This is a genomic window from Tateyamaria rhodophyticola (genome assembly GCF_047777875.1).
Lineage (GTDB): Bacteria > Pseudomonadota > Alphaproteobacteria > Rhodobacterales > Rhodobacteraceae > Tateyamaria.
In genome coordinates, this window is record NZ_CP180519.1 from 14,662 (window position 1) to 38,033 (window position 23,372).

Consider the following 23,372-nt stretch of genomic DNA (forward strand, 5'->3'; position numbering starts at 1 on the left):
CTCCTTTGTCTGGCGGCCCGAATGCCGCCGGTCGGATACGGGTGTAGCGCAGGGCATAGCGGGCACAAAAGCCTCTGCGCCGGTCTCGCGATGCGATCAAGCACGAAATTCCATGTTTTTTCGGATGGCTTGCCTTCAACTGACAGGTTATTGTCAGTTGGAGACCTCTAAACCCGGCGCATCACCCACCGCATGACAGGAGACACCGATGCGCAAGACCATGACCAGCCTCTTCGCCCTCACCATTGCCCACGCAGCCACGGCCGAAGGCACCGGTCCCACCGGCCCCGTCGCCGAAATCGTGACCTTCCGCCTAATCGACGAGACGGACCCTGCGGCCTTTGTGGCGGCCGCCGACGACATGGCACCGTTTCTGCGCAGCACGGGCGCCATGATGCGCCGCACCCTGTCCGCGGATGACACCGGCCTTTGGACCGATCACATCACCTGGACGTCGCTGGAGGCGGCCAAAGCGGCCGCTGCGCAGATGTTCGAACGCCCGGAGGCACAGCCCTTCATGGCGATGATCAACCCCGAAGGCATGGACATGCGCCACGCCGGGGTCCAACTGCAACAGGAGTGACATGCGCCGCACCGACCGCCTCTTTGAGCTGATCCAGATCCTGCGCGACGGCAAATTGCACACCGCGCAGGAAATGGCAGAGGCCGTCGAGGTGTCGGTGCGCACGCTCTACCGCGACATGGACACGCTGCAGGCCTCGGGCGTGCCGGTCGAAGGCGAACGTGGCGTGGGCTATATGATCACATCGCAGATCAGCCTGCCGCCCCTCACCCTGACCACAAACGAACTCGAAGCGCTGAACCTCGGCATGGCCATTGTCGCAGAGGCCGCGGACGAATCCCTCAAATCCGCGGCCCTCAGCCTCGCTGCCAAGATCGACGCCGTCTTGCCCGAACGCACCATCGCCGAGGCGGACAAGTGGAAATTCGCAGTCTACCCCTTTGCCGATGCTGCCCGTGGTGCGGCACATATGTCCACCCTGCGCGCCGCCATCCGCGCCAGGCAGAAACTGCGGCTGACCTATCACTCGAAAGGGGACCGGATCACCACGCGCACCGTGCGGCCCCTGCATATGGAATACTGGGGCCGCGTGTGGACCCTGACCTGCTGGTGCGAACTGCGCCAGGATTTCCGCGTGTTCCGGGTCGATCTGATCCATCAGGCCGATGCCCTGCCGGAAATGTTCGTGGACGAACCTGGCAAACGCCTCGCGGATTACGACCCCAACCTGTGACGTCTGCAAGGGTCGGTGGGTGGGCGCCTTTTGCGCCGTTCAGGCGCAAAACAGAGCACCCGCCGACATCACACGCGAACGGGCAAAAACACCTCAAGCGCGGCAACAGCCATCACCGCCACGTCGCCCGCGACCGGCACATCAAGACCCCCCTGCGCCACCACAACCTCAACCGTGCCATAGGGCAACAGTCCGGCAATCGCCTGCACATCGACCGCATCAGGCCGCGGCACGGCCACATGCACCACCACGCGCATCACCGCGCGGTCAACACCCAGCGTGCCAAAAATCGGCAGGGACGCCCCCTGCAAGGCCTGCTCCACCGCGCGCCGCGCGGCCTTGGTGTCGTCGCGCCCGTGCAAATCAACACCTTGCGCCATCTCGATGATCAACCGCTGCTCAGCCATCCGCCTGCTCCACCGATACAACCAATGCCGCCTGCGCCATCACCGTGGGCGCCCCCGTCCCCTCCGGTCGCACCACATCCAGCCCCCCGGCCCGCACATCAAACGCGGTCTGTCCATAGGGAAACACCTCGGCCAGCACCGCCACATCCACCAGCTCAGGCCGCGCGCACCCTATATGCACCTCGATCCGCATATCCTCCTTGCCGACCCCCATATATTCGGCAAGGTTGATCGAATTGCGCCACAACGCCGCCCGGACCGCCCGTGCGGCGGCCTCAGTATAACTGCCGCGCCGCAATGACGTGCCAAGGCCAAATTCCACAATCATCGGACCCATCACGCGCCCTCCTCTTCCACCGGAAACACGAAACACTTGTCGCGCCGGATGCGCAGCCACATGACCGTTCCCGGCTGCGGCAGGAACACGCCCGGCACTGTCACTTTCATCATTGACCCGTCATGATCCAGCCGGAACTCCACAAGGCTCTCATGCCCCATGAACCGGGCCCGCCCCACCTCTGCGCGCGCCGCCGTCCCTTCGGCGGCCGTCGGTGCCGGCCCGACGCCCGCCCGGTCAAAATCAATCCGCACATGCTGGGGCCGGAACACGATCTCAACCTCCGTACCATCCGGCACGCCGGGCGCCAGAAACCGCCCAAACGGTGTCATTGCCAGCGCCCCGTCCACCGTGGACCGCAACCGGTTCGCGTCACTGAAAAACGCCACCGATTTCTGATCCGACGGACGGGTATAGACGTTGTATGGCGCACCACGCTGCACGATCTGGCCATCACGCATCAACGCAATCTCATCGGCCATGCGCATGGCCTCCTCCGGCTCATGCGTAACCAGCAACACCGCCGTATCCTCTTCCTTGAGGATCGCCAGAGTCTCATCCCGGATCCCGTCGCGCAACCGGTTGTCGAGCCCCGAAAACGGCTCGTCCATCAGCATGATCCGGGGCCGCGGCGCCAGCGCACGCGCCAACGCCACGCGCTGCTGTTCGCCACCAGAAAGCTGATGCGGATACGCATCTACAAACCGCGCCATGTGCACGCGTTCCAGCATCTCTTCGACCCGCGCGCGTTTCTCTGTCCGGCTGCCGCGCAGCCCATAGGCCACATTGTCCGCCACCGACAAATGCGGAAACAGCGCAAAGTCCTGGAACATCAATCCGATCTCGCGCCGCTCGGGCGGGACCCGGAACACCGTGTCACAGATCAGGCTGCCATCGACGTAAATCTCGCCGCTGTCCTGCATCTCGACACCGGCAATCATGCGCAGCGTTGTCGACTTGCCACAGCCCGACGGCCCCAAAAGGCACGTCACCTGCCCCGCCTCGATACTCAGCGACACGCCGTCGACAACCTTGCGACCGCCAAAACTGCGCTCAAGCGCGCGTATCTCCAGCCGTGGTGCCGTCACGTCCCGCCATTCCCGATCAAAACAGTCAGGGGCGTATCAGGCCCGCCGCGCGCCCGCAAGCACCGCGGCAAATCCAACAACCAGAACGGCCACGCAAATCACCAGGAGCTGCTCGTATTTGTGCCCCTCGGGCAGGATCGCGGCAAACCAGGCCCAGCTCCGCCCGAAATAGGCCACTGCCCCGAACACAGCCGCGCCAAACGCCACCAGATAGGCCCACGGCGCGATCACGCGCCCCATCACAAGGCCAACGATCAAAACCGGCGTCAGAAACATTGACGCCGTCCCGCTCACCGCCACCGCATCAAAGAGCGTCGCATTGCCCCACAGCGTCAGCACCGTGCCAAGCGCCATGAACACACACATCACCGCACGCCCACCCGTCAACGACCGCGGCGCCCAGCCAAGCTCTTCGACCACGAGCCGCGACGCCGAGGCCAGCGCCGAATCGAGCGTCGACAGAGCCGATACCAAAAGCGACAACATCAAAAGCGCAAAGACCCACGCCGGGAACATCTGCCCCCATGTGCCGATCAACTCCGCCTCATATTCCGCCCCCACAAGGCTCGCCTGAATGCCGAAAAACCCGAACCCGATGATCAAAGCGGTCGACAGCCAGAACGCATGCAGGAACGACCGCCGCGTGGTATCCTCATCCGCGAGGAACCCCCGGTCCATCATCACCGGATCATGCGCAGGGTATGAAAACACCTGCAACGCCGCCACAACCAGCAACACCCAGCCATTATAGCTGCCAGCACTCCCTGGCGCCGTCAGAACAGCGCCCAGCGAAAATCCGGGGCTCAGTACCAGATACAGAAACGCCACGACAAACACGGCCAGAAACACAACCATCTGCGTGACATCCGTGCGCAAGGCCGCCGACAGCCCGCCCCACGCGGAGTAAGCTAGCCCAACCAGCGCCACGACCAGGATCGCCGCAGTGGCGCCGCCCTCGATCACGGCGCCCGCAATCAGCCCCACCACCAGCAGGTTTGCAAAAACTTCCGACAAGAGCCGCAAGGCGATGATGACGTTGTAGGCCCCCGTGCCAACAGACCCGAACCGCCCGCCCAGCCAATCCTGCACCGACCCCGCCCCGTTACGCCGCAAACGCGCCACGATAAATCCACCGGTCAGAAAACTGCCGTAATAGGCCGCATAGGCGAGCGTGCCCGCGATCCCGTAAAAGTATCCAAGGATCGCCGCATTCATCAGGCTGCGGGCAAAGATCCACGTGGTCACCTGGCTCAGCACCAACACCCAGAGACCCGGCGCCTGCCCACCAAACGTGCCCGAGAAAAACCCCTCCACACTGGCTCGGCGTGGCGCCGCAAGGACACTCGCCCCGACAAGAACTGCAATCAGGGCGATCAGGATCAATGGTGTCATGGGGGGCCTTCCAGCGTCAGTCTGTTCCGCGACCTAGCAGGGCACAGCCCGATGATCCACGACCCTGACGCGTTCGTGATCCGTCCGGCGCAGGGCCCAACCCGAGGGTCGGCGGGTGGGCGCCTTTGCGCATCGCGCAAACAGAGCCACCCCCGACCTCAGACAATCTCGAACGCACCTTCGGCCCGGTCCACCCCGTTTACCTGCACCACCACCCCATGTGCCCCCTTGTGCAATTCAAACGTGGTCGCATTGGCCTTCAGCTTGTGCACTTTCTTCAGGACCAGCGCTTTGCCCGGCACCACTTCGGCCACTTTCAACTTGAACACCTTTTCCGCGCTGCGCCCGCCCGGTCGCGCAAAACGGATGCGGTAATCCACGATCACCGGCACGCGTTCCGGCGCGCGCAGCGTCACCGAAAACTGCAACCCATCGCCCAATGCAACCTGATCCGCATCCACCTCGAGCGTCACATCCACATCCGCACCGGCGCGATAGCCCAGCATCTCCATCGCGCCTGCGTGCCCGTCTTTGATCAGCGTGCGCAGACTGTGGCGCTGCATCCACGCGCGCTCCTTGGGCGCTTGCCCGCCATCCGCCGCCCACGCCGCAAGCCGCGCCAAAACAGCATCCGGGTTCGTTTTCGCCACATCATTCAGGTGGTTGGCCACCGACCGTGTGACAAACCGTGCCGGGTCAGCCTGCAACCGGTCCAGCAGCGGCAGTGTTTGCTCCGGCGTCAGATCCACCTTGCGCGCCCATGGCAGTTTGGGCCGTGTCCCTTCACTCACAAGCCGGCGCACATGGTAATTGTCGTCCTCCGTCCACGACCGCAGCCGCGCCAGCGTCTCCTCCGGCCACCGGTTCAAGAAGGGACGGATGTAAAACTCCATCGAAAACCGTTGCGTTGCGGCATGCAGCAGATCGAGCGCCCGCTCGCGATGATCCTCCACCCCATGCCGCGCCGCCAAAACGCCGTGCACAGCATGAATGAACCGACCGAAATCATCATCCCGCAGTGTCGGATCCAGCGGTGGCGGCAGCGCGGCCTCCAACTGATCCGCCATGGTCGGGAAGTCCGACGCCAGATACGGCTCCAGACAATCCGCAAACCAATCGAGGCACGCCACAAGGCTCCGATCCGCAATCCCCGACACGGCGGCCGTGTGGAACGCGGCCCGGTCAAAACCCGGAACGGCCGCAGCAAATTCTTGCGCCAGATCCCCGAGACTGTCCGCGTTGAACAGCTGATCCTTGAGCGAGAATGTCGGTGGGGCTTTGGCCATGGCGGGCTCCTGTCATGTTTCAAACGGTATACAGAGACGGGGCGTCAGTTTTTGACAACAGCGTGCGTTAGTAACGCTACTTTGATGAGCATATGGGATCGCAAGTGATCCACACTGTGACGGACGCTCGTGGCGCGCAAAACATCTCCTTGCCACCGATTGCGCCCGCATGCGCGGGCGAGCACGGCGCGCCCGGATGATCTACTGAGTAGCTGACATGTTTTGCACGCAAAACATGTCCTTGCCACCGATTGCGCCCGCCTGCGCGGTCGTGCGCGGCACGCCCGGATGATCTCCTGAGTGGCCGACACGTTTTGCAAGCAAAACATGTCCTTGCCACCGATTGCGCCCACCTGCGCGGTCGTGTGCGGCGCGCCCGGATGATCTGCTGAGTGGCCGACACGTTTTGCACACAAAACATGTCCGTGCCACCGATTGCGCCCGCCTGCGCGTTCGTATGCGGCGCGCCCGGATGATCTGCTGAGTGGCCGACACGTTTTGCAGGCAAAACATGTCCTTGCCACCGATTGCGCCCGCATGCGCGGTCGCAATCTAAATCGTTGCGACCGTTGCGCCGCCGTCGAGCAGCAGGTTTTGACCCACGATGAACCCTGCATGCTGCGAGCACAGAAACGCGCAAGCGGCACCGAATTCCTCACGCGTGCCGTAACGACCTGCGGGGATGGTGGCGGCGCGCTGCGCGCGCGCCTCGTCCAGCGTGATACCCTGTGCGGCGACCACGCCGCCGTCCAGAGCATCCGCACGCGCTGTCGCGTGAATGCCGGGCAGCAAGTTGTTGATCGTCACGCCCGATCCGGCCACCTGCCGCGAGGTGCCCGCGACATACCCCGTCAGACCCGTGCGCGCGGAATTCGAAAGACCCAGTACCGCGATCGGTGCCTTGACCGATTGCGAGGTGATGTTGACCACCCGGCCCCAGCCGCGCTCCATCATGCCAGGCACCAGCGCCTTGATCAGCGCAATCGGGGCCAACATGTTGGCATCCAGAGCGGCGATGAAATCATCGCGGTCCCAATCGGTCCACATGCCCGGAGGCGGCCCACCCGCATTGTTGACCAGAATGTCCGCATCCCCTGCCGCATCCAGCAATTGCGCCTGACCATCCGCCGTCGTCACATCCGCGGCCACGGTTGTCACGTCCACACCATGCGCCGCACGGATGGCCTCGGCCGAGGCTGCCAGCGCATCGGCACCCCGCGCATTCATGACCAAATGCACGCCCGCGGCGGCCAATGCCTCCGCACAGCCCAATCCCAGCCCCTTGGACGACGCACATACAACCGCCCGCTTGCCTGCAATTCCCAGATCCATGAACCGTCTCCCTTGATGACCGGATTTGCCCCAGAGGTAACGCGCCACTCACCAATGCGCCAGCAAAAGGCCAAGCCGTTGACCGACCCGTGCCACAATCCTAATCTAAGCCTTCTTGGAAACTCCGAGCAGACCCATGACCGCGCCCCAGACCTCTCCCGCCCAAAGCTTGCCCGTGTACCGCGCCGACGCGCTGCGCGTGAGTGATGGCGCGAATTTCGGGGATGTGCTGGGCTGTGGCGATGACCTGATGCTCGACGACGTTTATACGCTGACACCCGGCGCTGTCACAGAACGCCTGTCGCTGCACGCCACGGATGCCACGCACATGACCGTGGCAGCAGACAGCCCGCTCGGCACGGACGGTGCGGCCATTCACCTCGACTGTGCGATCACGTTGATGCCACCCGACGGAATTGTCACCGACGCAATCGTTTTGGTCGAAGTGGACGCGGATGGTCATATCGAGGCAGTGTATCTTTTGCCGCTCGCGGTCCTTTTGCCGAACACGCCCTACGCGCTCGTCGGCATCGATCCGGACGGCGCACGCGAAAAGTTCGCGCATCTCGCCTGCGCCCGTTTCACGCGCGGGACGCATATCACCATGGCGTCGGGCGCACAGGCACCGATCGAAACGCTGACGCCGGGTGACCGCGTGCTGACCCGCAATGACGGCGTGCAGGAAGTCCGCTGGATTGGCCAATCCACCGTCCGAGCCGTTGGGGATTTCGCCCCAATCCGCATTCGCGCCGGCACACTCAACAATGCTCATGATCTGATCGTGTCGCCTGATCACCGGCTGTTCATCTACCAGCGCAGCGACCGGCTCGGTGCAGGCCGGTCCGAACTGCTGGTCAAGGCGCGCCACCTCGTGAACGGAGACAGTGTGGTCGTTCAGGATGGCGGTTTTGTCGATTATTTCGAACTGCTCTTTGACACGCACCAGATCATCTATGCCGAAGGGATCGCTGCGGAATCCATGTTGATCGATACGCGCACCACGCCTGCTGTGCCGGACGAGGTGCGCGCCATTCTAAATCCCAACGGTCAGGGCGGTCTATCAGGTCTCGATGTGACCGAGTCCCTGCTCGACCGGCCCGACGCCGCAGAAATCCTGCGCCGGGCCTCAACGCGGTGAGCGTTTCTTGCAAGAAACGCTCCTGAGGCTTTCCTTCAAGGAAAGCCCCCTCACGCCGCGTAAAAGAACTCCTCTCGGATGATCTTGCCGTCTGCGACGTGATACACACCCACTTCCTTCATGTCTGACACTTCGCCGGTTTCCTTGCTCTTGGTCTTCATTTCGAAGATCACGGCAAAGCGGTCGTCGCCATGGGGAAACGGGTCCGAGATGTTGCCTTCGAGAACTTCGAACGCGCTGTCCCACCACGCATGCTTGCCGCGCAGTGCGTCCATCCCCTTGGCTTCACGCCCTTGGCCATAATCGACCGGTTCGACGGATACCGCATCGGGCGCATAGAGCACCTCGAGGTTCGCAGTTTCCTTGCCTGTGCGGCAGCCATCGACCAATGCATGTGCGATTTCGTTCAGGGTCATCGTTTTGTCCTCTCGTTTGGTGATGCATTGGGTATAGGCGGCCACCCTGCCAGTTTTTGTCAGGAAGGCCGCCCCGACACACAGCCAGACGTCGCGCACCACGCAAGACGGCTCCGCTTGCCCCGTCTTCGCACCACAGATATACGGCGCGTATGTTGGACAACCGCCCCGAATTGCCCCCCGAAATCGCCCGCCGCCGCACCTTTGCGATCATCTCGCACCCGGATGCGGGCAAAACGACGCTGACCGAAAAATTCCTGCTCTTTGGTGGGGCGATCCAGATGGCTGGGCAGGTGCGCGCCAAGGGCGAGGCACGCCGCACCCGCTCCGACTTCATGGCGATGGAAAAAGATCGCGGGATCTCGGTCTCTGCCTCGGCGATGTCATTCGATTTCACGAGCAAGACCAAAACGTTCCGCTTCAACCTTGTGGACACGCCGGGCCACTCCGACTTTTCCGAAGACACCTATCGTACGCTAACGGCGGTGGACGCCGCCATCATGGTGATCGACGGCGCAAAGGGCGTGGAAAGCCAGACACAAAAGCTGTTCGAAGTGTGTCGCCTGCGCGATCTGCCGATCCTGACCTTCTGTAACAAGATGGACCGCGAAAGCCGCGATACCTTTGAGATCATTGATGAAATTCAGGAAAACCTCGCCATAGACGTCACCCCGGCGTCCTGGCCCATCGGTGTCGGGCGCGATTTCATCGGCTGTTATGATATCCTGCGCGACCGTCTGGAAATCATGGACCGCGCCGACCGCAACAAGGTGGCCGAAAGCATCGAGATCAACGGGCTGGACGATCCGAAACTAGCCGATCACGTGCCCGAAGCGCAATTGAACCAATTGCGCGAAGAACTTGAAATGGCACGTGAATTGCTGCCGCCGCTGGATCCAGAGGCGATGCTGCAAGGCACGTTGACCCCGATCTGGTTCGGCTCTGCGATCAACTCATTCGGAGTTAAGGAGTTGATGGAAGGCATCGCGGCCTACGGGCCGCAACCGCAGGTCCAAAGCGCGGAGCCGCGTCAAATTTCTCCTGAAGAAACAAAGGTTTCCGGCTTTGTCTTCAAAGTCCAGGCCAACATGGACCCCAAACACCGTGACCGCGTCGCCTTCCTGCGCATGGCGTCAGGGCATTTCAAACGTGGCATGAAACTGACCCATGTCCGCTCCAAAAAACCGATGGCGATCAGCAACCCGGTGATGTTCCTCGCCTCGGACCGCGAATTGGCCGAAGAGGCCTGGGCTGGTGACATCATCGGCATCCCCAACCACGGACAGCTGCGCATCGGTGACACGCTGACCGAAGGCGAAGCGCTGCGTGTCACGGGCATCCCCAGCTTTGCGCCCGAACTGCTGCAAGGCGTGCGCGCGGGCGATCCGCTCAAGGCGAAACATCTGGAAAAGGCGCTGATGCAGTTTGCGGAAGAAGGTGCTGCCAAAGTGTTCAAACCCTCCATCGGATCCGGCTTCGTCGTGGGCGTTGTGGGCGCGCTGCAATTCGAAGTGCTGGCCAGCCGGATCGAACTGGAATACGGGCTGCCAGTCCGGTTTGAACAGTCGCAGTTCACCTCGGCCCGCTGGGTGAACGGCGACAAGCAAGTCATTGATAAATTTACAGAAAGCAACAAGCAACACATTGCACACGACCACGATGGCGACATCGTTTACCTCACCCGTTTGCAATGGGACATCGACCGAGTGGCGCGCGATTATCCGGATGTGACGCTGACCGCGACCAAGGAAATGATGGTGTAGGCGGATGGACCGGGACGACCTCATCTATCCCGGTGGCTTTTCCAAGCTCATGCGTTTTCTCGAAAGGCGTCAGCTCCCGTTTGAGGAACTAGACGGATACATCCCCGCCGCGGACGTCGACCTTGTTGCCTTGCACGACACGATCGTGCCCCCGGCGGACGGTGACATCGACGACCTGCCCCGCTATGTTGCGGCGCGTAAATGGCTGGAATTACAGTACGAATTCCAGGGCCAGTCAGAGCTCTTTCGCCTGCACGCGATGCTGATCGCGGTGTCGCGCCGGAATCATCCGCCAGCGGATGCGCTGCCCCTGTTCTTTCGGATCTGGGACGAGCACGGCCAGATGATGGCCCGCGACCTGCCCGTCCGCTGGCTGATCTCGGCGGCGACAACCTTTGCGGATTGCGGCCGGACCGCGGACCAGCGTGCGCTTGGCATGGGGCTGTCATTGCTCTTTGATCTGGTCAAACTGCACGACAGCGAACGGCGCAGTACCGGGGTGCCGGGCGACACGCTGCAACCCTTTGTGCCGCTGCGCAAGAGACCCCCGCTGGCCTTTGGCATGACGCAGTATTCGTTCAAGGGCGGCGATCTGGACAAGGTGATGCTCGCCCGCCTGTGGCAACTGGCGGAACGGGACCGCACGATCATGCCGCTGGGCATGCGCATGCTGCGGATCGTGATGAGCGACAGGCGCAGTGTGTTTGGCCGGGTTCAGGCGTTCAAGACGGCACAGGATGCGCCGCAATGACCGTTACCTGGGGGGTGTCGGCCACGATCCTTGCCCCGACCAATGCCATTCTGCGCTTTGCGGCCTACCACCTCGAACTGGGCGCACACCGATTGTACCTGTATCTCGATGCCGAAACGCCAGACGCCTTTCATGCCCTGAAAGCCCACCCGAAAATTCGGGTGCAGACCTGTGACACAGGCCATTGGAAACGTGTCATTGGCAAGCGTCCGGCACGCCATCAAGTGCGCCAGAGCCTCAACGCCACCCATGCCTACAATCGCCGCGTCGAGGTGGATTGGCTGATCCACATGGACGTGGACGAATTCCTCGTGCCGGCGGCGCCGCTGCCCGACCTGCTGGCGCGTTTGCCGGACACCGCCCGCGCCGCCCGTGCCCGGCCCATGGAACTGCTCGGGGACAGCACCGACCGGTTCAAGGCCTTCCTGCCCGCGGGGCCAGACCGGCAGACGACGGTGGATGCCCTCTATCCGAAATTCGGGCGCTATCTGCGGGCCGGTTTCGTAAGCCACGTCGCAGGCAAGGTGTTCGTGCGCAGCGGGCAATCGGGGCTCACAATCCAGATCCACGACGCGCTTGAGCAGGATCAGCGTGTGCCTGCCACGGAACTTGTGCAGGTTGATCTGGCCCATTGTCACGCGGCGTCGTGGGCGGCATGGCGTGCCGCCTATGCGTACCGGCTGGAAAAAGGGTCCTACCGCGCAGAACTCAAGGCAGCACAGCGCCAGGGTGGCGGCGCGCTCACCATTCACGAAGTGTTTCGCACGATCGAGGCGGAGGCCGGTGAAGACGGGTTGCGCGCGTTTTACGACGAGGTGATCGGGGACAGCCCCGACATGCGCGCACGTCTCGAAGCGCACGGCCTGTTGCGCACCCATGATCTCGACCTTGAGGCGTGTCTGGCCCGCCACTTCCCCGACCACGCCGTTTGACGCGCATCGGCGCCTCTGTTATGGACGCGCAGCATGTCGGGGCGAGGTTGCCCCCACCGGGCCAAGCGGGCCGACAGCACCATACGCAGCGGGCCAAGTCAGTGTCCGCAACTCACGGACATAAATGACAAAATTCTCTGATCTGGATCTTAATCCGAAAGTGTTGAAAGCGGTCGAAGAGGCCGGTTACGAAAGCCCGACGCCCATTCAGGCCGATGCGATTCCACACGCGCTCGCAGGGCGGGACGTGTTGGGCATCGCACAGACGGGCACCGGCAAAACCGCAAGCTTCACATTGCCGATGATTACGGCCCTTGCGCGTGGGCGCGCCCGTGCGCGCATGCCGCGCAGCCTCGTGCTCTGCCCCACACGTGAACTGGCCGCGCAGGTGGCCGAGAACTTCGACACCTATTCCAAATACGTCAAACTGACCAAAGCGCTGCTTATCGGCGGTGTCAGCTTCAAGGAACAGGATCTGGCCATCGACAAGGGCGTTGACGTTCTGATCGCCACGCCGGGCCGTCTGCTGGACCACTTTGAGCGCGGCAAGCTGATCCTGTCGGACGTCAAGGTGATGGTGGTGGATGAGGCCGACCGGATGCTCGACATGGGCTTTATCCCGGACATCGAACGCATCTTTGGTCTGACACCCTTTACCCGCCAGACGCTGTTTTTCTCCGCCACCATGGCGCCCGAGATTGAACGGATCACCAACACGTTCCTCAGCAATCCCGCCCGGGTTGAGGTCGCCCGACAGGCCACCGCCTCCGAGACCATCGAACAGGGTGTGGTGATGTTCAAAGGCTCGCGCCGCGACCGCGAGGCGAGCGAAAAGCGCAAGGTGCTGCGTGGACTGATCGATGGTGAGGGCGAAAAGCTGACCAACGCGATCATCTTCTGCAACCGCAAGACGGATGTGGATATCGTCGCCAAGTCCTTGAAAAAATACAAATATGATGCCGCGCCAATCCACGGCGATCTGGACCAATCCCAACGCACACGCACACTGGACGGCTTTCGCAATGGCGAATTGCGCATCCTCGTGGCCTCTGACGTGGCCGCGCGGGGTCTGGACGTGCCGTCGGTCAGCCATGTGTTCAACTTTGATGTTCCGGGCCACCCCGAAGACTACGTGCACCGTATTGGCCGCACAGGGCGTGCGGGTCGCGAAGGCAAGGCGATCACCATCTGCATCCCCCGCGACGAAAAGCAGTTCGATGCGGTGGAAAAGCTGATCCAGAAGGAAATCCCGCGGCTGGAAAGCCCGGTGAAATCCGCCAAGCCCGCCGTGGCCGAAGAGACCACCGAAGAAAAGCCGAAACGGACCCGTTCGCGCAAGTCGGCCAAGTCCGACGACAAACCCGAAGCGCAAGCCGAAGAACCCGTGGAAGAGATCAAGGCGGACGACGCGCCCAAACCATCGCGCAGCCGTGGTGGCCGCGGTCGGTCTTCGGGTCGTGACGACCGTGGTGGCAACAAGGTTGTCGGCCTTGGCGAACACACGCCCAGCTTTATCGAGCTGAGCTTTGAAGAGCGTATGGCGAGCTAACCTACTTCTTGCTCAACGCCCTTGAAAAGAGGTTGAGCAAGCTGTTTGAAGCCTTTGCTTGTCAGGTGCGCGGGACAGAGCCGACTTTGACTTGCGCTCATCGAATGTCGGCTCGGCACAACCACGGCGATCTTGATAGGAAGTTGCACCGGCGTCGTTCTCTCCTCTGATAAAACTTGGCGGCACTATCAAAACCAAATGATGTGAACTTGATCGCAGCAGTATCACCGAATGTGTCTGCTCCCGCTTGGCCGCCGAAATCTCACCTCAAAGCCACGACGCGGGCAGATAGCGGTATGCATCCCCGCTTCTTGTGAAACGCCCGAAACCGGGGAAATGAATATGCGCCCCCGCAATCAGGATCTGATCGCTTGCGGCCCGGTCAAACACCCGTAGCCGGGCGGTTGCAGCCTCAGCCGGGTCGCTGTCAAATCCGAAACCGGTCTGCGGAAGCGCTGTATGCAACTCCGCATTGTGGACAGTGTCCGCTATAAACAGCAGCTCTTGATCGCCACCATCAAGGTGCAAGATGGAATGTCCAGGCGTGTGCCCTGGCGACAGTTCAAGCGTCAGTCCGGGTCCAACCTCTGCCCTGTTTTGTACGACAACCAGGCGGTCTGCGTATGGGGCAAGCGCGGATCGGGCCATGTCGAACAAAGGCCGCATTCCTTCGGGTGCCCGGGCGTAGTTGGCCGCATCTGTCCAGAAGGTGTATTCTCGGTCAGCGATCACCAGTTCTGCGGTCTCAAACACCGCGCGCCCTTCTGAAATCAACCCGCCAACATGATCGGGATGTGCATGGGTCACAACGATTTTTGTGATGTCATCGGGACCCAGGCCAACCGCCCTGAGCCCGGCAATGATATGGCCAAAGCCTGGCCCCAACAGGTCGAACGCGCCCATCCCGGCATCAATCAGAATGGTCTCGTCCCGCGATTGCAACAGGTAGACATTCAGCGGCACGGACATGTCGGTGGCGGGCACGCCAAACGCGCTGAGCGCCCCGTCGATCAACGCTTCGTCTTCTCCAAAGAAGTGCTGGCGTGTCAGCGGGGCCAGCCCATCCATCAAAGCCGTCAGGCGAAAACGGCCGAGCCTCGTTTGGTAAAGCGACATGGGCTCGGCCTCCGGTGCTGGTGTTTGCGCGGCAACGGTGGCTGGTATTGCGCCGGTGGCAAAAAGTCCCAGACCCGCCTTTGCAACAGCGCGGCGCGTGAGATGTGTCATGGTATGTTCCTTCTTGGGTTCTGGGGATAGACCTCAGCAAACCCGGTGGGGTTGCCTGTGATCCGCTGTGAATTCGGTGGCCTGGTGCAGCCTGACGATCTGAGCGGGAACGCCGGCGACGGTGCAGCGGGCGGGCACGTTTTTTAGCACGACGCTGCCTGCGGCGATCTTGCTGAACGCGCCAAGTTCGATATTGCCCAGGATATTGGCGCCCGCGCCAATCATGACGCCCCGGCGCACTTTGGGGTGACGGTCGCCACGTATCTTGCCGGTGCCCCCCAAAGTGACATTTTGCAAAATGGTTACGTCATCTTCGACCACCGCCGTTTCACCGATTACGATGCCCGCGCCATGGTCCAGCATGATGCCCGTCCCAAGTTGCGCGGCGGGATGTATGTCGGGGCCAAACGCGACGGATGCGCGATTTGAAAGCCAGACCGCCAGATCAACACGACTGTCGTGCCAAAACGCATGGGCCATGCGGGCAACTTGCACGGCGTGAAAGCCACCGAAGTTAAGAAACGCATTGGCGTATGTGCGGCTTGCAGGATCGTTTGATCGAATGGCGACCAAATCCTGCGCTGCGGCGTTGGCTATGCATGGGCGCGATTGCAAAGCTTCCATAAGGATCGCCGAGAGGTGATCTGCGCTCATATCCGGGTGGGCCAAACCTTGCGCGAGGCGCAGTGCCAGCACCTGTTGCGGACTTTGGCGCGGGAAGGTGAGCCGCTTCAGATATCCAGCCAAAGCGGGTTCCTGACGGGCCATTGCATCAAGTTCCCGCCCCAGATCGCGCCAAACCTCTTTTGCGTCCGCCGGAGGCGTTTCTGCGTTGGACAAGGTCACCTCCTATTTCTGAGGCACGGGATGGAGGACCTGCGATCGGGCTCGGCGCATCGGCATCGACGCGATCAGCAAGCCAACAACGACGAGCCCGAGTGCCGCAACCTCGACCCTGTCCGGAACCTGGGACAGGATTGGAACCGCAAGAAGTGTCGCCACAGCCGGGGTCAAAGCCGACAGGCGCGTCGCAACAAGGCCCAGCCGCCGGAGCGCTTCGCCAAAGGCGTAAAGCGACACCAAACCCGTAATGACGCCTTGGAAAAAGACCTGAAACGCGATGTCGGTTATGGAGGCTGCTCCCAAGGACGACAAACCGGACAGCACCCATATTGGCGTAAGACCAATGGCAGAAACCGCACCGACAAGCGCGGTGGCCAGAAAGGGAGAGATAGCATAGCGGCGCACTGTCAGGGTGAAACTGGCCCAGAATACTGCGCCGGTTAGAAACAGGGTATGTCCGATCCAAATCTCTTCCATCGACGATGTATCGGACGGCCGAAAGACGATTGCCGATGCCCCTGTCACAATCAGCAGGGCAGACAAGATCAAGGGGGCTGACAGGCGTTGACCCAGTGCAAGAAATCCCACGACAGTGACCACAACGGGCATCAGGCCGGGTACCATCGCACCCGCATGCGCTACCGGCGCATAGCTCAGCCCGTACCCGACGCACAGCGTAAATGGCGCTCCATAAAGCGACAGAAGCAGGATCTTTGAAGGGCCAAATTGCAAGATGTCCTGACGATGACGCCAGAGCATCGGTGCCAGTACAACCGCCGGAACCAGCGCCCGCAGACCAGCCAGATCGACAGGCGTCAGATCGGTCGTCACGCCCGAAGATGTCAGGACCAACCAACTGGCCCAGATCAATATGGCAACCGACATCCAGGCATAGCCAACAAGTCGCGAAATTTGGTCCGAATATGTCCTGCTGCGAAGGCGGCAGTTGGGTGGTTCCTGACGGCCCATGAGGTCATTCCTCTTGCGCGGCGTACACGAAGGCATGCCGGTTCTCATGTACAATAAGCATCTGGTTTCTTTAGGATTTTTCGGCGCGGATTTGACTGACCTGCCTGCCGCTCATTCCCCAATTGTCCAACGGCACTTCGTCAATCACGACAAAGGTTGTTGCCGGATTTTTGTTCAGCACCTGTTCAAGGAGATCGGTGACCCCCGCCACAAGCTGAGCCTTTTCATCCGGAGAAGGGCCGGTGCCGTTTGGCCCGCCTTCTTGGGTCACCTTGATGTTCACATAGGGCATCGTCTTAGTCCTTTCGTTCGACAAATGAGAAAACCTTGGTCAGGACGCGCCATCCGCTGGCGGTGTGGATGACCGTCAAAAGGTCCTGATAGTTGCGACCCAGCATGGTCATTCGCGCCTCGACCAACCCGATCCGGTCGCCCTTCAGCGTTATGCGCTCGATCACTTCCTCACGCGGGTCCCCCCGTGAGGCGGGCGGCGTGCGTGCATCAATCCGCGCCATGTAGGCCTCAAGATCCATGTGCTCATAGGTGCCAGCAGTACCGTTCACATAGGCCAAATCGTCGTGGAACACGTGGCGCAGGATCGTGCCATCGGATTGATAAAGCCCCTCAAAATAGCGCTCCATCAGGTCATGGATTTCGGGGTGGTCAGGATCGGTCATCGCGCTTGCCCTTCCACTGCGGACGCGGCTTTGGCGTGTGATGGCGGGCATGCGCCGATGGGGTCATATGGTTTCATGTCAGGCTCCGTCCTTGGGTACAGACCTCAGATAGCGCCACGGAAGACCTATTGATAATATCGAGTTTTCACGCTTATGATCGTATTTTCAGATCATGAGGCCGCACATGACCTTGGACCAGCTTGTTGCTCTGGATGCGATCATCGCCACTGGCACCTTTCGGGCCGCTGCCGAAAGACTGAACAAGGCGCAGTCTGCCGTCAGTCACCAAATTCGAAAACTGGAGGACGAGCTTGGGTTTGATGTGCTGTCACGTGACGCCTATCGCCCGCGCCTGACCCCCGAAGGTGACGTGTTTTATCGCGAAACCGCGCGTGTGCTGGAACAGGTGCGTGCCCTGAAATCCGTCGCCGCCGGGTTGCGCAGTGCGCAAGAGCCGATGATCTCTGTCGCGATCACGGCAACCATGGCTCTGGACCCAATCCTGGACTTGCTGGGGTCGATCAGGCAGGCCTATCCCGGCACAAATATACATGTGGCATCCGAGATGATGGGCGGACCACTTGCCCGTCTGATGGATGAAAGCGCTGATATGATCATTGCAGGCCTTCAGGATGTCCCAATAGACGATGTCGAAACGCTACCGTTTGGATCAATCACGATACGCCCCGTGGCCAGCGCAGACTTTCCTGCCGCGGAAAAAGCTGGGGTGCGGTCCCGGCGCGAGATGCAAGGCTACACGCAGGTGATCGTGTCTGGCACTGGCGGCAAAGACTTTGATCAAAGCCGGGATGTGCTGTCCGGCGGGCAGCGTTGGTCCGTGTCTGATTTTGAGACCAAAAAATCTATCATCAAGGCCGGGCTCGGCTGGGGTGGGATCCCGGACCACATGATGCAGGATGACCTGGCGTCGGGCACGCTCGTCCCGCTGAGCGTCGATGGTTTCCCGCCACGCCATACGGAGATTTTTGCGATCCGGCGACGTGACAGACCCATGGGTAAGGTCATGACCGCGATCTGGACCGCCATTGAAACGCGTGCGGGCAAGGTGGGCGGAGCTTCGCCAGACTAAAACGTTTGACACACGGCCCGCAAAGACGATGTCCGAAGCCTGCACCGGGCAGCCTTCGGACAAGTGTTCTGCGTGGTCAACGGACGCAACAATCGTCCGAGCGGGAGGACAAGTACGTCGATCTCTTGCCTCAGGCGGCGGCGGCCTCCGTGACTTGACCAGAGATCCAGCGGACCGCTGCCTCAGCAACACGCTTTCCAAGGTGTTCGGCTGTTCCGAGGTCCGAACCAGCGGGCGCCACCTCCGGCGGAACGTCGGCGTCGGCCTGCGCCATGGCGCCCAGAAAACCGCCAAGTCGGTTCAGATCGTCGGGGGAACCCGCGCTGGTGTTGTTCCCTGGTGGCAGCCCCAACCCGACCCAAACCATACCATGCTGCATGGCAAAATGGTTAATCTGTTGCAGCGTGGCCAGTTTGTCACCGCTCATGCCCGCAGAAACCGTGAAGCCGGCAGCCAACTTGTTCGCCCAGCGGCCTTCCAGCCACCGCGCGGACGTCGCATCGAGGAAGGCTTTGAACTGCGCCGACGCGCTTCCGAAATAGGTGGGCGATCCGAAAATGATCGCGTCCGCCGCATCTATCACGTCCCAGTATTGGTCATGTTCTTCGGCAGGGATCAGGGCCACCTCGGCCCCTGAAACCTCCCTTGCACCGCGACAGACCGCTTCGGCCTGAACCGCCGTGTGCCCATACCCACTGTGATAAACGATTGCTATCTTTACCATTGTAATCTCCATTGCATAACGTCCCGACGTTCCAGGGGGACTAAGGTTTTATGCAGCTTGCGCCGCTTTTGGCAGTCCGTGTGGCATTCGGAAGCCGATCGCGATCCGATTCCAGGCATTGATGGCGTTGATCACCAGACTGAGAGCGACCTGTTCCCGGGGGCTGAAGTGCGCCTCAATTTGCGCGTAATCCGCATCAGATGCGCGCGAGGTTTCAATGTGCGTAAGGGCTTCTGTCCACGCGAGGGCAGCAACTTCTCGTTCAGAATAGACAGATGCGTCCTGCCAAGCGTCCAACAGGTAAAGGCGTTCCGCGCGTTCTCCTTTGGCGATCGCATCCTGCCAGTGCATATTGATACAATAGGCGCAGCCGTTGATCTGTGAAGTACGCAGTTTCACCAAGTCGATCAGACTGTGTTCCAGCCCGCTTTGCCGGAGTAGTTTTTCCTGATCCAGCATTGGCTGAAACAGCTCTGACGCGACGCCGAAATGATCTACGCGTTGGATCTGTTCTTTCGTCACCTTTGTCTCCTCTTTCTTCTGTGCGCTCAGTCCAGCCCGTCGGGCGGAATGTGAATTCAAGCGCCTTTCTCGATTGGCCAAAACGTGTCCCATGCCACGCCAATTTGGTGGCGTGGGTGAACGTAGAGATGAAGAGTGCCGAATGATAATATCGAGTTCTCACCACCATGATCCAAAAAACAGATCATCAATGGTGTTCAAGAAAGCGAGGCATCCCCGACCCACATTCGTTGAACCGCCAGAACCGCAACGGTTTTTAAGGTCCAAGGATCTTTGTTCCGAGTATGGCTTTTGGGAGGTTTGGGATCCTCACAGGCTTTCCCTGCAGTTCAGTAAACGGCTTGAGAGCAGACATTAATGCAAAGCGCAGCATCATGCACTTTGGGCTCAAAGCCGTCATTCGCACTGCTTGCAGGATCCCACACTTTGGGCGCGCAGCCGCCCTGTAAAGGGCGGCCGCCCAAAAACATCAATGCATCCGGCTGGTGACCACTGTCACTTCGGGTTTCTTGCCAATCTCGTCCTGCGCAGTCTTGCGCACGATGCGCCGCAGCGCTTCGTTTAGGCTGTCGTCGTCCCGCAGTGTTTTGGCATCCGCGCGCCCCAGAAATTGGCTCAGGTCCGCTTCCAGCACATCCACCAGCGCAGCATTGGACCGGCCCGTGTCGGGCAAACCGATCAACTCGCACCATGGCTCGCCCAACGGTTCGTCCTCTTCATCAAGGATCAGCGTCACGGTCACGTGCCCGTTCAGTGCCATACGGATCCGGTCCCGCACCACACCATCCAGCGCGCCGATCTGCACCGACCCATCCAGATAGGTGCGCCCCGTCTCGACATAGCCTGCTACCTTGGGGGCATTGCCGCTCAGGTCGATCATCATGCCATTCACGGCGAGAACCCCTGCCCGCCCCTTGGCTTCGGCCAGCTTGACATGCGCACGCAGATGGCGGTGTTCGCCGTGCATCGGCACGACGATCTGCGGGTTCACGATGTCCTGCAACCGCTCCAGATCGGGGCGGTTGGCGTGCCCCGACACGTGGTACAGGCCCGAACTGTCATCCACCACGTCCACGCCCTTCTCAGAGAGCTGGTTCATGATGCGGATCACACCTTTTTCGTTGCCCGGAATGGTCTTGGAAGAAAACAGGAACAGGTCCCCTTCCTTCAACTCCAGCCCCATATACTTGCCATTGGCCAGCTGCGCCGACGCCGCGCGCCGCTCGCCCTGAGAGCCGGTGACAAGCAGCATGAGGTTTTCGCGCGGAATGTTCTTGGCGTCTTCGGGGCTGACGGTGGGCGGGAAATCCCGCAGCACGCCCGTCTCAACCGCCGCCTCGATCATACGGCGCATTGCGCGGCCCAACAGGACGATGGACCGCCCCGCCTTGGCCCCCGCTTCGGCCAGCGTTTTGACCCGCGCCACGTTGGAGGCAAAGGTGGTCGCGACCACCATGCCCGTGTCATGCCCGCGCACCAGCTCCTCGATCTGCGGGCCAACACTCGCCTCGGACCGGCCGGGATCGGGCGAAAACACATTGGTCGAATCGCAGATCAGCGCCTTCACACCGGTCTTTGACACCTCGGCCCAGAGGCCGGGATCAAACGGCTCACCCACAACGGGCGTCTCATCGAGCTTGAAATCGCCGGAGTGGATGACACGGCCCTGAGGCGTGTCGATCACCAGTGCCGCACTTTCCGGGATCGAATGGGACATCGGCAGGAACCCGACCTTGAACGGCCCCGCCTGCACCTGATCCGGCCACGCGGCGGCGACACGCACCGCCTCATCCGGATGGCCATATTCGCCCATCTTGCGCCGCGCGATATTGGCGGTGAAGGGCCGTGCATAGATCGGCGCGCCCAGACGTTCGTAGGTATGCGACACAGCGCCCACATGGTCCTCATGCGCGTGGGTGACAAACACCGCTTCGATCCGGTCACGGCGTTCGGCCAGCCACTCCACATCCGGCAGGATCAGGTCCACACCGGGCGAGCCGTCCATATCCGGGAAGGCCACGCCCAGATCGACCACGATCAGCCGCTCTTCATCCTCGGCCCCATATCCGTACACATAGGCATTCATGCCAATTTCACCCGCCCCGCCAAGGGGAAGGTAGATCAATCGTTCACTGCTCATAAGTTCAGCTATTTTCCTTGTTAAAGCGATGGATGACCGTCAGGCCATGCATCGTCAAATCGTCTTGATAATCGTCAAAAAGGGTCTCGGTCGCTTGAAACAGCGGCGCAAGGCCCCCCGTTGCTATGACGCGCATGTCGCGGGCGCGTTCCGCCTTAATCCGGGCACATATCTCACGCACGAGGCCCACGTAACCCCAAAACACGCCAGACTGCATGCAGGCGACTGTATTGGTGCCCACAACGGCCTGCGGTTTGGTGATGTCCACATGGGGAAGTGCAGCAGCCGCGTTGTGCAGCGCCTCAAGGCTGAGGTTCACGCCGGGCGCAATCACGCCCCCCACATAAGCGCCGTCATCGTCCACCACATCGAATGTCGTGGCCGTGCCGAAATCCACAACGATCAGATCCCCACCACAGCGGTCAAAGGCTCCGGCGGTGTTCACCAACCGGTCCGGGCCGATCTGCGTGCCCTCATCCACCCGCGGATCCGCCGGCAGCAGGCAATCCGGCTTGCCCACGACATACGGGCGGCAGTTGAAATACCGGTCGCACAGAACGCGCAGGTTGAACACAACCCGCGGCACCGTGGACGAAATGATCACATCCGTGATCTCCACATCCAGCTTCTGAAATCCCATCAGCGACGACAGCCAGACATAATACTGGTCCGCCGTGCGCTGCCACTCGGTCGAGGTGCGCCAGGTCGCGATGAACGCCGTTCCGTCCCAGATGGAAAACACGGTGTTGGTGTTGCCGCAATCAATGGTCAGAAGCATGCGCGCCCCTTTTCAGAAATAGATATCCGCTGCCGGAATGTGCACCCGGCCCCGCGCCGTCTCTAGAACAAGTTGCCCATCGGCGTCCACGTCCACAAACGTTCCTGTCTGCGTATCCCGCGTCGCGCGCGCTGTGATCACCTCACCCAGACGCGCCGCATGGGCCAGCCACGCGGTGCGGATCGGCGCAAACCCAAAAGTCGTAAACTGCGTCTCATAGCGCTCAAACGCCCCCGCCAGCAGGTCGAGAAACGGCTCCGGCGCCACATCCACCCCGAGGGATTTTAGCGCAACAGGCCGCACCGCGCCCGGCTCGACCGCATCCACCGACGGCGCCGCGGCAAGGTTCACGCCGACGCCAATGGCCAGATGCGACGGTGCAACCGTTTCCAGCAGAATGCCAGCCAGCTTGCCGCCCCGCATCAAAACGTCATTGGGCCATTTCAGGGCAAAGGCATCTTCCCGCCCTGTCACCGCCACGCACGCATCGCGCAAGGCCAGCGACATCACAAAGGACCGCAAGGCCGCATGCCCGACAGAACCGGAAAGCGGCATGACCAACGTGGCGGCGAAATTCCCAGGCGGCATCGACCATGCACGCCCGCGTCGTCCGCGCGCTGCACTTTGATGATGCGCCAATATCCACGTCGGTCCCGCAAGCTCCGGCGCAATCCGCGCCGCCTCGCTCAGGGTCGAATCAACCTCTGCCAGAACACGCCGTCCGTAGCCCAACGGCCACCCCGTCTCTGTTCCAA

The 23,372-nt window shown here is 61.3% G+C and carries 25 protein-coding genes; 8 read left to right on the top strand and 17 right to left on the bottom strand.

The window, feature by feature from the left end:
- Positions 1 to 208: 208 nt before the first annotated feature.
- Entirely contained in the window at positions 209 to 583 is a 375-nt protein-coding gene (locus ACERHN_RS01335; protein ID WP_415920846.1) for a hypothetical protein, read from the top strand.
- 1 nt (position 584) lies between these two features.
- Entirely contained in the window at positions 585 to 1,256 is a 672-nt protein-coding gene (locus ACERHN_RS01340) for a helix-turn-helix transcriptional regulator (RefSeq protein WP_415920847.1), read from the top strand.
- A 68-nt stretch (positions 1,257 to 1,324) separates the two neighbouring features.
- On the opposite strand, the gene ACERHN_RS01345 is transcribed toward ACERHN_RS01340, so the two are convergent.
- The 6 genes from ACERHN_RS01345 to ACERHN_RS01370 all read right to left on the bottom strand — a co-directional run bounded on the left by ACERHN_RS01345 (position 1,325) and on the right by ACERHN_RS01370 (position 7,098).
- Positions 1,325 to 1,663, bottom strand: coding sequence for a Lin0512 family protein (locus ACERHN_RS01345; RefSeq protein ID WP_415920848.1), 339 nt, complete (start codon positions 1,661 to 1,663; stop codon positions 1,325 to 1,327).
- The gene (locus tag ACERHN_RS01350) at positions 1,656 to 2,000 is read right to left on the bottom strand and encodes a Lin0512 family protein (protein ID WP_415920849.1); all 345 of its coding nucleotides are present in this window, start codon (positions 1,998 to 2,000) and stop codon (positions 1,656 to 1,658) included. The genes ACERHN_RS01345 and ACERHN_RS01350 overlap by 8 nt, the downstream gene beginning before the upstream one ends.
- Positions 2,000 to 3,088 (bottom strand): ABC transporter ATP-binding protein, encoded by a 1,089-nt coding sequence (locus ACERHN_RS01355; protein WP_415920850.1) that lies wholly within the window; start codon positions 3,086 to 3,088, stop codon positions 2,000 to 2,002. The genes ACERHN_RS01350 and ACERHN_RS01355 overlap by 1 nt, the downstream gene beginning before the upstream one ends.
- Before the next feature lie 36 nt (positions 3,089 to 3,124).
- Positions 3,125 to 4,480: a sodium:proline symporter gene (locus tag ACERHN_RS01360; protein ID WP_415920851.1), complete on the bottom strand. Its 1,356-nt coding sequence runs from the start codon at positions 4,478 to 4,480 to the stop codon at positions 3,125 to 3,127.
- 158 nt (positions 4,481 to 4,638) lie between these two features.
- The gene (locus ACERHN_RS01365) at positions 4,639 to 5,766 is read right to left on the bottom strand and encodes a DNA alkylation repair protein (RefSeq protein ID WP_415920852.1); all 1,128 of its coding nucleotides are present in this window, start codon (positions 5,764 to 5,766) and stop codon (positions 4,639 to 4,641) included.
- A 552-nt stretch (positions 5,767 to 6,318) separates the two neighbouring features.
- Positions 6,319 to 7,098 carry an SDR family oxidoreductase gene (locus ACERHN_RS01370; RefSeq protein WP_415920853.1) on the bottom strand — a complete coding sequence of 260 codons (780 nt, stop codon included), beginning with the start codon at positions 7,096 to 7,098 and terminating at the stop codon, positions 6,319 to 6,321.
- A 136-nt stretch (positions 7,099 to 7,234) separates the two neighbouring features.
- Between ACERHN_RS01370 and ACERHN_RS01375 the strand changes: the two genes are divergently transcribed.
- Positions 7,235 to 8,236: a Hint domain-containing protein gene (locus ACERHN_RS01375; protein WP_415920854.1), complete on the top strand. Its 1,002-nt coding sequence runs from the start codon at positions 7,235 to 7,237 to the stop codon at positions 8,234 to 8,236.
- A gap of 50 nt (positions 8,237 to 8,286) precedes the next feature.
- On the opposite strand, the gene ACERHN_RS01380 is transcribed toward ACERHN_RS01375, so the two are convergent.
- Positions 8,287 to 8,652 carry a SnoaL-like domain-containing protein gene (locus tag ACERHN_RS01380; protein ID WP_415920855.1) on the bottom strand — a complete coding sequence of 122 codons (366 nt, stop codon included), beginning with the start codon at positions 8,650 to 8,652 and terminating at the stop codon, positions 8,287 to 8,289.
- A 152-nt stretch (positions 8,653 to 8,804) separates the two neighbouring features.
- On the opposite strand from ACERHN_RS01380, the gene ACERHN_RS01385 reads away from it, so the two are divergent.
- The 4 genes from ACERHN_RS01385 to ACERHN_RS01400 all read left to right on the top strand — a co-directional run bounded on the left by ACERHN_RS01385 (position 8,805) and on the right by ACERHN_RS01400 (position 13,647).
- Positions 8,805 to 10,415 (top strand): peptide chain release factor 3, encoded by a 1,611-nt coding sequence (locus ACERHN_RS01385; protein WP_415920856.1) that lies wholly within the window; start codon positions 8,805 to 8,807, stop codon positions 10,413 to 10,415.
- A gap of 4 nt (positions 10,416 to 10,419) precedes the next feature.
- The gene (locus ACERHN_RS01390; RefSeq protein WP_415920857.1) at positions 10,420 to 11,166 is read left to right on the top strand and encodes a hypothetical protein; all 747 of its coding nucleotides are present in this window, start codon (positions 10,420 to 10,422) and stop codon (positions 11,164 to 11,166) included.
- Complete coding sequence (locus ACERHN_RS01395) at positions 11,163 to 12,098, top strand: glycosyltransferase family 2 protein (RefSeq protein ID WP_415920858.1); 936 nt, start codon at positions 11,163 to 11,165, stop codon at positions 12,096 to 12,098. The genes ACERHN_RS01390 and ACERHN_RS01395 overlap by 4 nt, the downstream gene beginning before the upstream one ends.
- Positions 12,099 to 12,222: 124 nt before the next feature.
- Positions 12,223 to 13,647: a DEAD/DEAH box helicase gene (locus tag ACERHN_RS01400; protein WP_415920859.1), complete on the top strand. Its 1,425-nt coding sequence runs from the start codon at positions 12,223 to 12,225 to the stop codon at positions 13,645 to 13,647.
- Between the two features lie 267 nt (positions 13,648 to 13,914).
- On the opposite strand, the gene ACERHN_RS01405 is transcribed toward ACERHN_RS01400, so the two are convergent.
- The 5 genes from ACERHN_RS01405 to ACERHN_RS01425 form a co-directional block, all read right to left on the bottom strand.
- Positions 13,915 to 14,874, bottom strand: coding sequence for an MBL fold metallo-hydrolase (locus ACERHN_RS01405; RefSeq protein WP_415920860.1), 960 nt, complete (start codon positions 14,872 to 14,874; stop codon positions 13,915 to 13,917).
- A gap of 33 nt (positions 14,875 to 14,907) precedes the next feature.
- A complete protein-coding gene (cysE, locus tag ACERHN_RS01410; RefSeq protein WP_415920861.1) occupies positions 14,908 to 15,642 on the bottom strand; it encodes a serine O-acetyltransferase in 735 nt (244 codons plus the stop codon).
- 81 nt (positions 15,643 to 15,723) lie between these two features.
- Positions 15,724 to 16,602, bottom strand: a complete 879-nt coding sequence (locus ACERHN_RS01415) for a DMT family transporter (RefSeq protein WP_415920862.1) — start codon at positions 16,600 to 16,602, stop codon at positions 15,724 to 15,726.
- Positions 16,603 to 16,756: 154 nt separating this feature from the next.
- Positions 16,757 to 16,978 (bottom strand): tautomerase family protein, encoded by a 222-nt coding sequence (locus ACERHN_RS01420; protein WP_415920863.1) that lies wholly within the window; start codon positions 16,976 to 16,978, stop codon positions 16,757 to 16,759.
- A 4-nt stretch (positions 16,979 to 16,982) separates the two neighbouring features.
- Positions 16,983 to 17,363, bottom strand: coding sequence for a nuclear transport factor 2 family protein (locus tag ACERHN_RS01425; protein WP_415920864.1), 381 nt, complete (start codon positions 17,361 to 17,363; stop codon positions 16,983 to 16,985).
- Positions 17,364 to 17,547: 184 nt separating this feature from the next.
- On the opposite strand from ACERHN_RS01425, the gene ACERHN_RS01430 reads away from it, so the two are divergent.
- Positions 17,548 to 18,453 carry a LysR family transcriptional regulator gene (locus ACERHN_RS01430; protein WP_415920865.1) on the top strand — a complete coding sequence of 302 codons (906 nt, stop codon included), beginning with the start codon at positions 17,548 to 17,550 and terminating at the stop codon, positions 18,451 to 18,453.
- A 130-nt stretch (positions 18,454 to 18,583) separates the two neighbouring features.
- On the opposite strand, the gene ACERHN_RS01435 is transcribed toward ACERHN_RS01430, so the two are convergent.
- The 5 genes from ACERHN_RS01435 to ACERHN_RS01455 all read right to left on the bottom strand — a co-directional run bounded on the left by ACERHN_RS01435 (position 18,584) and on the right by ACERHN_RS01455 (position 23,349).
- Entirely contained in the window at positions 18,584 to 19,177 is a 594-nt protein-coding gene (locus ACERHN_RS01435) for a flavodoxin family protein (RefSeq protein WP_415920866.1), read from the bottom strand.
- 48 nt (positions 19,178 to 19,225) lie between these two features.
- Positions 19,226 to 19,699: a carboxymuconolactone decarboxylase family protein gene (locus ACERHN_RS01440; protein ID WP_415920867.1), complete on the bottom strand. Its 474-nt coding sequence runs from the start codon at positions 19,697 to 19,699 to the stop codon at positions 19,226 to 19,228.
- Between the two features lie 469 nt (positions 19,700 to 20,168).
- The gene (locus tag ACERHN_RS01445) at positions 20,169 to 21,839 is read right to left on the bottom strand and encodes a ribonuclease J (RefSeq protein WP_415920868.1); all 1,671 of its coding nucleotides are present in this window, start codon (positions 21,837 to 21,839) and stop codon (positions 20,169 to 20,171) included.
- Positions 21,840 to 21,843: 4 nt separating this feature from the next.
- The gene (locus ACERHN_RS01450; RefSeq protein WP_415920869.1) at positions 21,844 to 22,617 is read right to left on the bottom strand and encodes a type III pantothenate kinase; all 774 of its coding nucleotides are present in this window, start codon (positions 22,615 to 22,617) and stop codon (positions 21,844 to 21,846) included.
- 12 nt (positions 22,618 to 22,629) lie between these two features.
- On the bottom strand, positions 22,630 to 23,349 hold the full coding sequence (locus ACERHN_RS01455; RefSeq protein ID WP_415920870.1) for a biotin--[acetyl-CoA-carboxylase] ligase: 720 nt from the start codon (positions 23,347 to 23,349) through the stop codon (positions 22,630 to 22,632).
- Positions 23,350 to 23,372 lie beyond the last annotated feature (23 nt).

Coding starts and splice junctions, on each gene's coding strand:
- ACERHN_RS01370 (WP_415920853.1), bottom strand. CDS start 7,098: ATGGATCTGGGAATTGCAGGCAAGCGGGCGGTTGTATGTGCGTCGTCC.
- ACERHN_RS01425 (WP_415920864.1), bottom strand. CDS start 17,363: ATGACCGATCCTGACCACCCCGAAATCCATGACCTGATGGAGCGCTAT.
- ACERHN_RS01360 (WP_415920851.1), bottom strand. CDS start 4,480: ATGACACCATTGATCCTGATCGCCCTGATTGCAGTTCTTGTCGGGGCG.
- ACERHN_RS01340 (WP_415920847.1), top strand. CDS start 585: ATGCGCCGCACCGACCGCCTCTTTGAGCTGATCCAGATCCTGCGCGAC.
- ACERHN_RS01365 (WP_415920852.1), bottom strand. CDS start 5,766: ATGGCCAAAGCCCCACCGACATTCTCGCTCAAGGATCAGCTGTTCAAC.
- ACERHN_RS01420 (WP_415920863.1), bottom strand. CDS start 16,978: ATGCCCTATGTGAACATCAAGGTGACCCAAGAAGGCGGGCCAAACGGC.
- ACERHN_RS01345 (WP_415920848.1), bottom strand. CDS start 1,663: ATGGCTGAGCAGCGGTTGATCATCGAGATGGCGCAAGGTGTTGATTTG.
- ACERHN_RS01430 (WP_415920865.1), top strand. CDS start 17,548: ATGACCTTGGACCAGCTTGTTGCTCTGGATGCGATCATCGCCACTGGC.
- ACERHN_RS01390 (WP_415920857.1), top strand. CDS start 10,420: ATGGACCGGGACGACCTCATCTATCCCGGTGGCTTTTCCAAGCTCATG.
- ACERHN_RS01375 (WP_415920854.1), top strand. CDS start 7,235: ATGACCGCGCCCCAGACCTCTCCCGCCCAAAGCTTGCCCGTGTACCGC.
- ACERHN_RS01395 (WP_415920858.1), top strand. CDS start 11,163: ATGACCGTTACCTGGGGGGTGTCGGCCACGATCCTTGCCCCGACCAAT.
- ACERHN_RS01350 (WP_415920849.1), bottom strand. CDS start 2,000: ATGGGTCCGATGATTGTGGAATTTGGCCTTGGCACGTCATTGCGGCGC.
- ACERHN_RS01385 (WP_415920856.1), top strand. CDS start 8,805: ATGTTGGACAACCGCCCCGAATTGCCCCCCGAAATCGCCCGCCGCCGC.
- ACERHN_RS01445 (WP_415920868.1), bottom strand. CDS start 21,839: ATGAGCAGTGAACGATTGATCTACCTTCCCCTTGGCGGGGCGGGTGAA.
- ACERHN_RS01415 (WP_415920862.1), bottom strand. CDS start 16,602: ATGTCGGTTGCCATATTGATCTGGGCCAGTTGGTTGGTCCTGACATCT.
- ACERHN_RS01450 (WP_415920869.1), bottom strand. CDS start 22,617: ATGCTTCTGACCATTGATTGCGGCAACACCAACACCGTGTTTTCCATC.
- ACERHN_RS01335 (WP_415920846.1), top strand. CDS start 209: ATGCGCAAGACCATGACCAGCCTCTTCGCCCTCACCATTGCCCACGCA.
- ACERHN_RS01435 (WP_415920866.1), bottom strand. CDS start 19,177: ATGGTAAAGATAGCAATCGTTTATCACAGTGGGTATGGGCACACGGCG.
- cysE (WP_415920861.1), bottom strand. CDS start 15,642: ATGGCCCGTCAGGAACCCGCTTTGGCTGGATATCTGAAGCGGCTCACC.
- ACERHN_RS01405 (WP_415920860.1), bottom strand. CDS start 14,874: ATGACACATCTCACGCGCCGCGCTGTTGCAAAGGCGGGTCTGGGACTT.
- ACERHN_RS01380 (WP_415920855.1), bottom strand. CDS start 8,652: ATGACCCTGAACGAAATCGCACATGCATTGGTCGATGGCTGCCGCACA.
- ACERHN_RS01400 (WP_415920859.1), top strand. CDS start 12,223: ATGACAAAATTCTCTGATCTGGATCTTAATCCGAAAGTGTTGAAAGCG.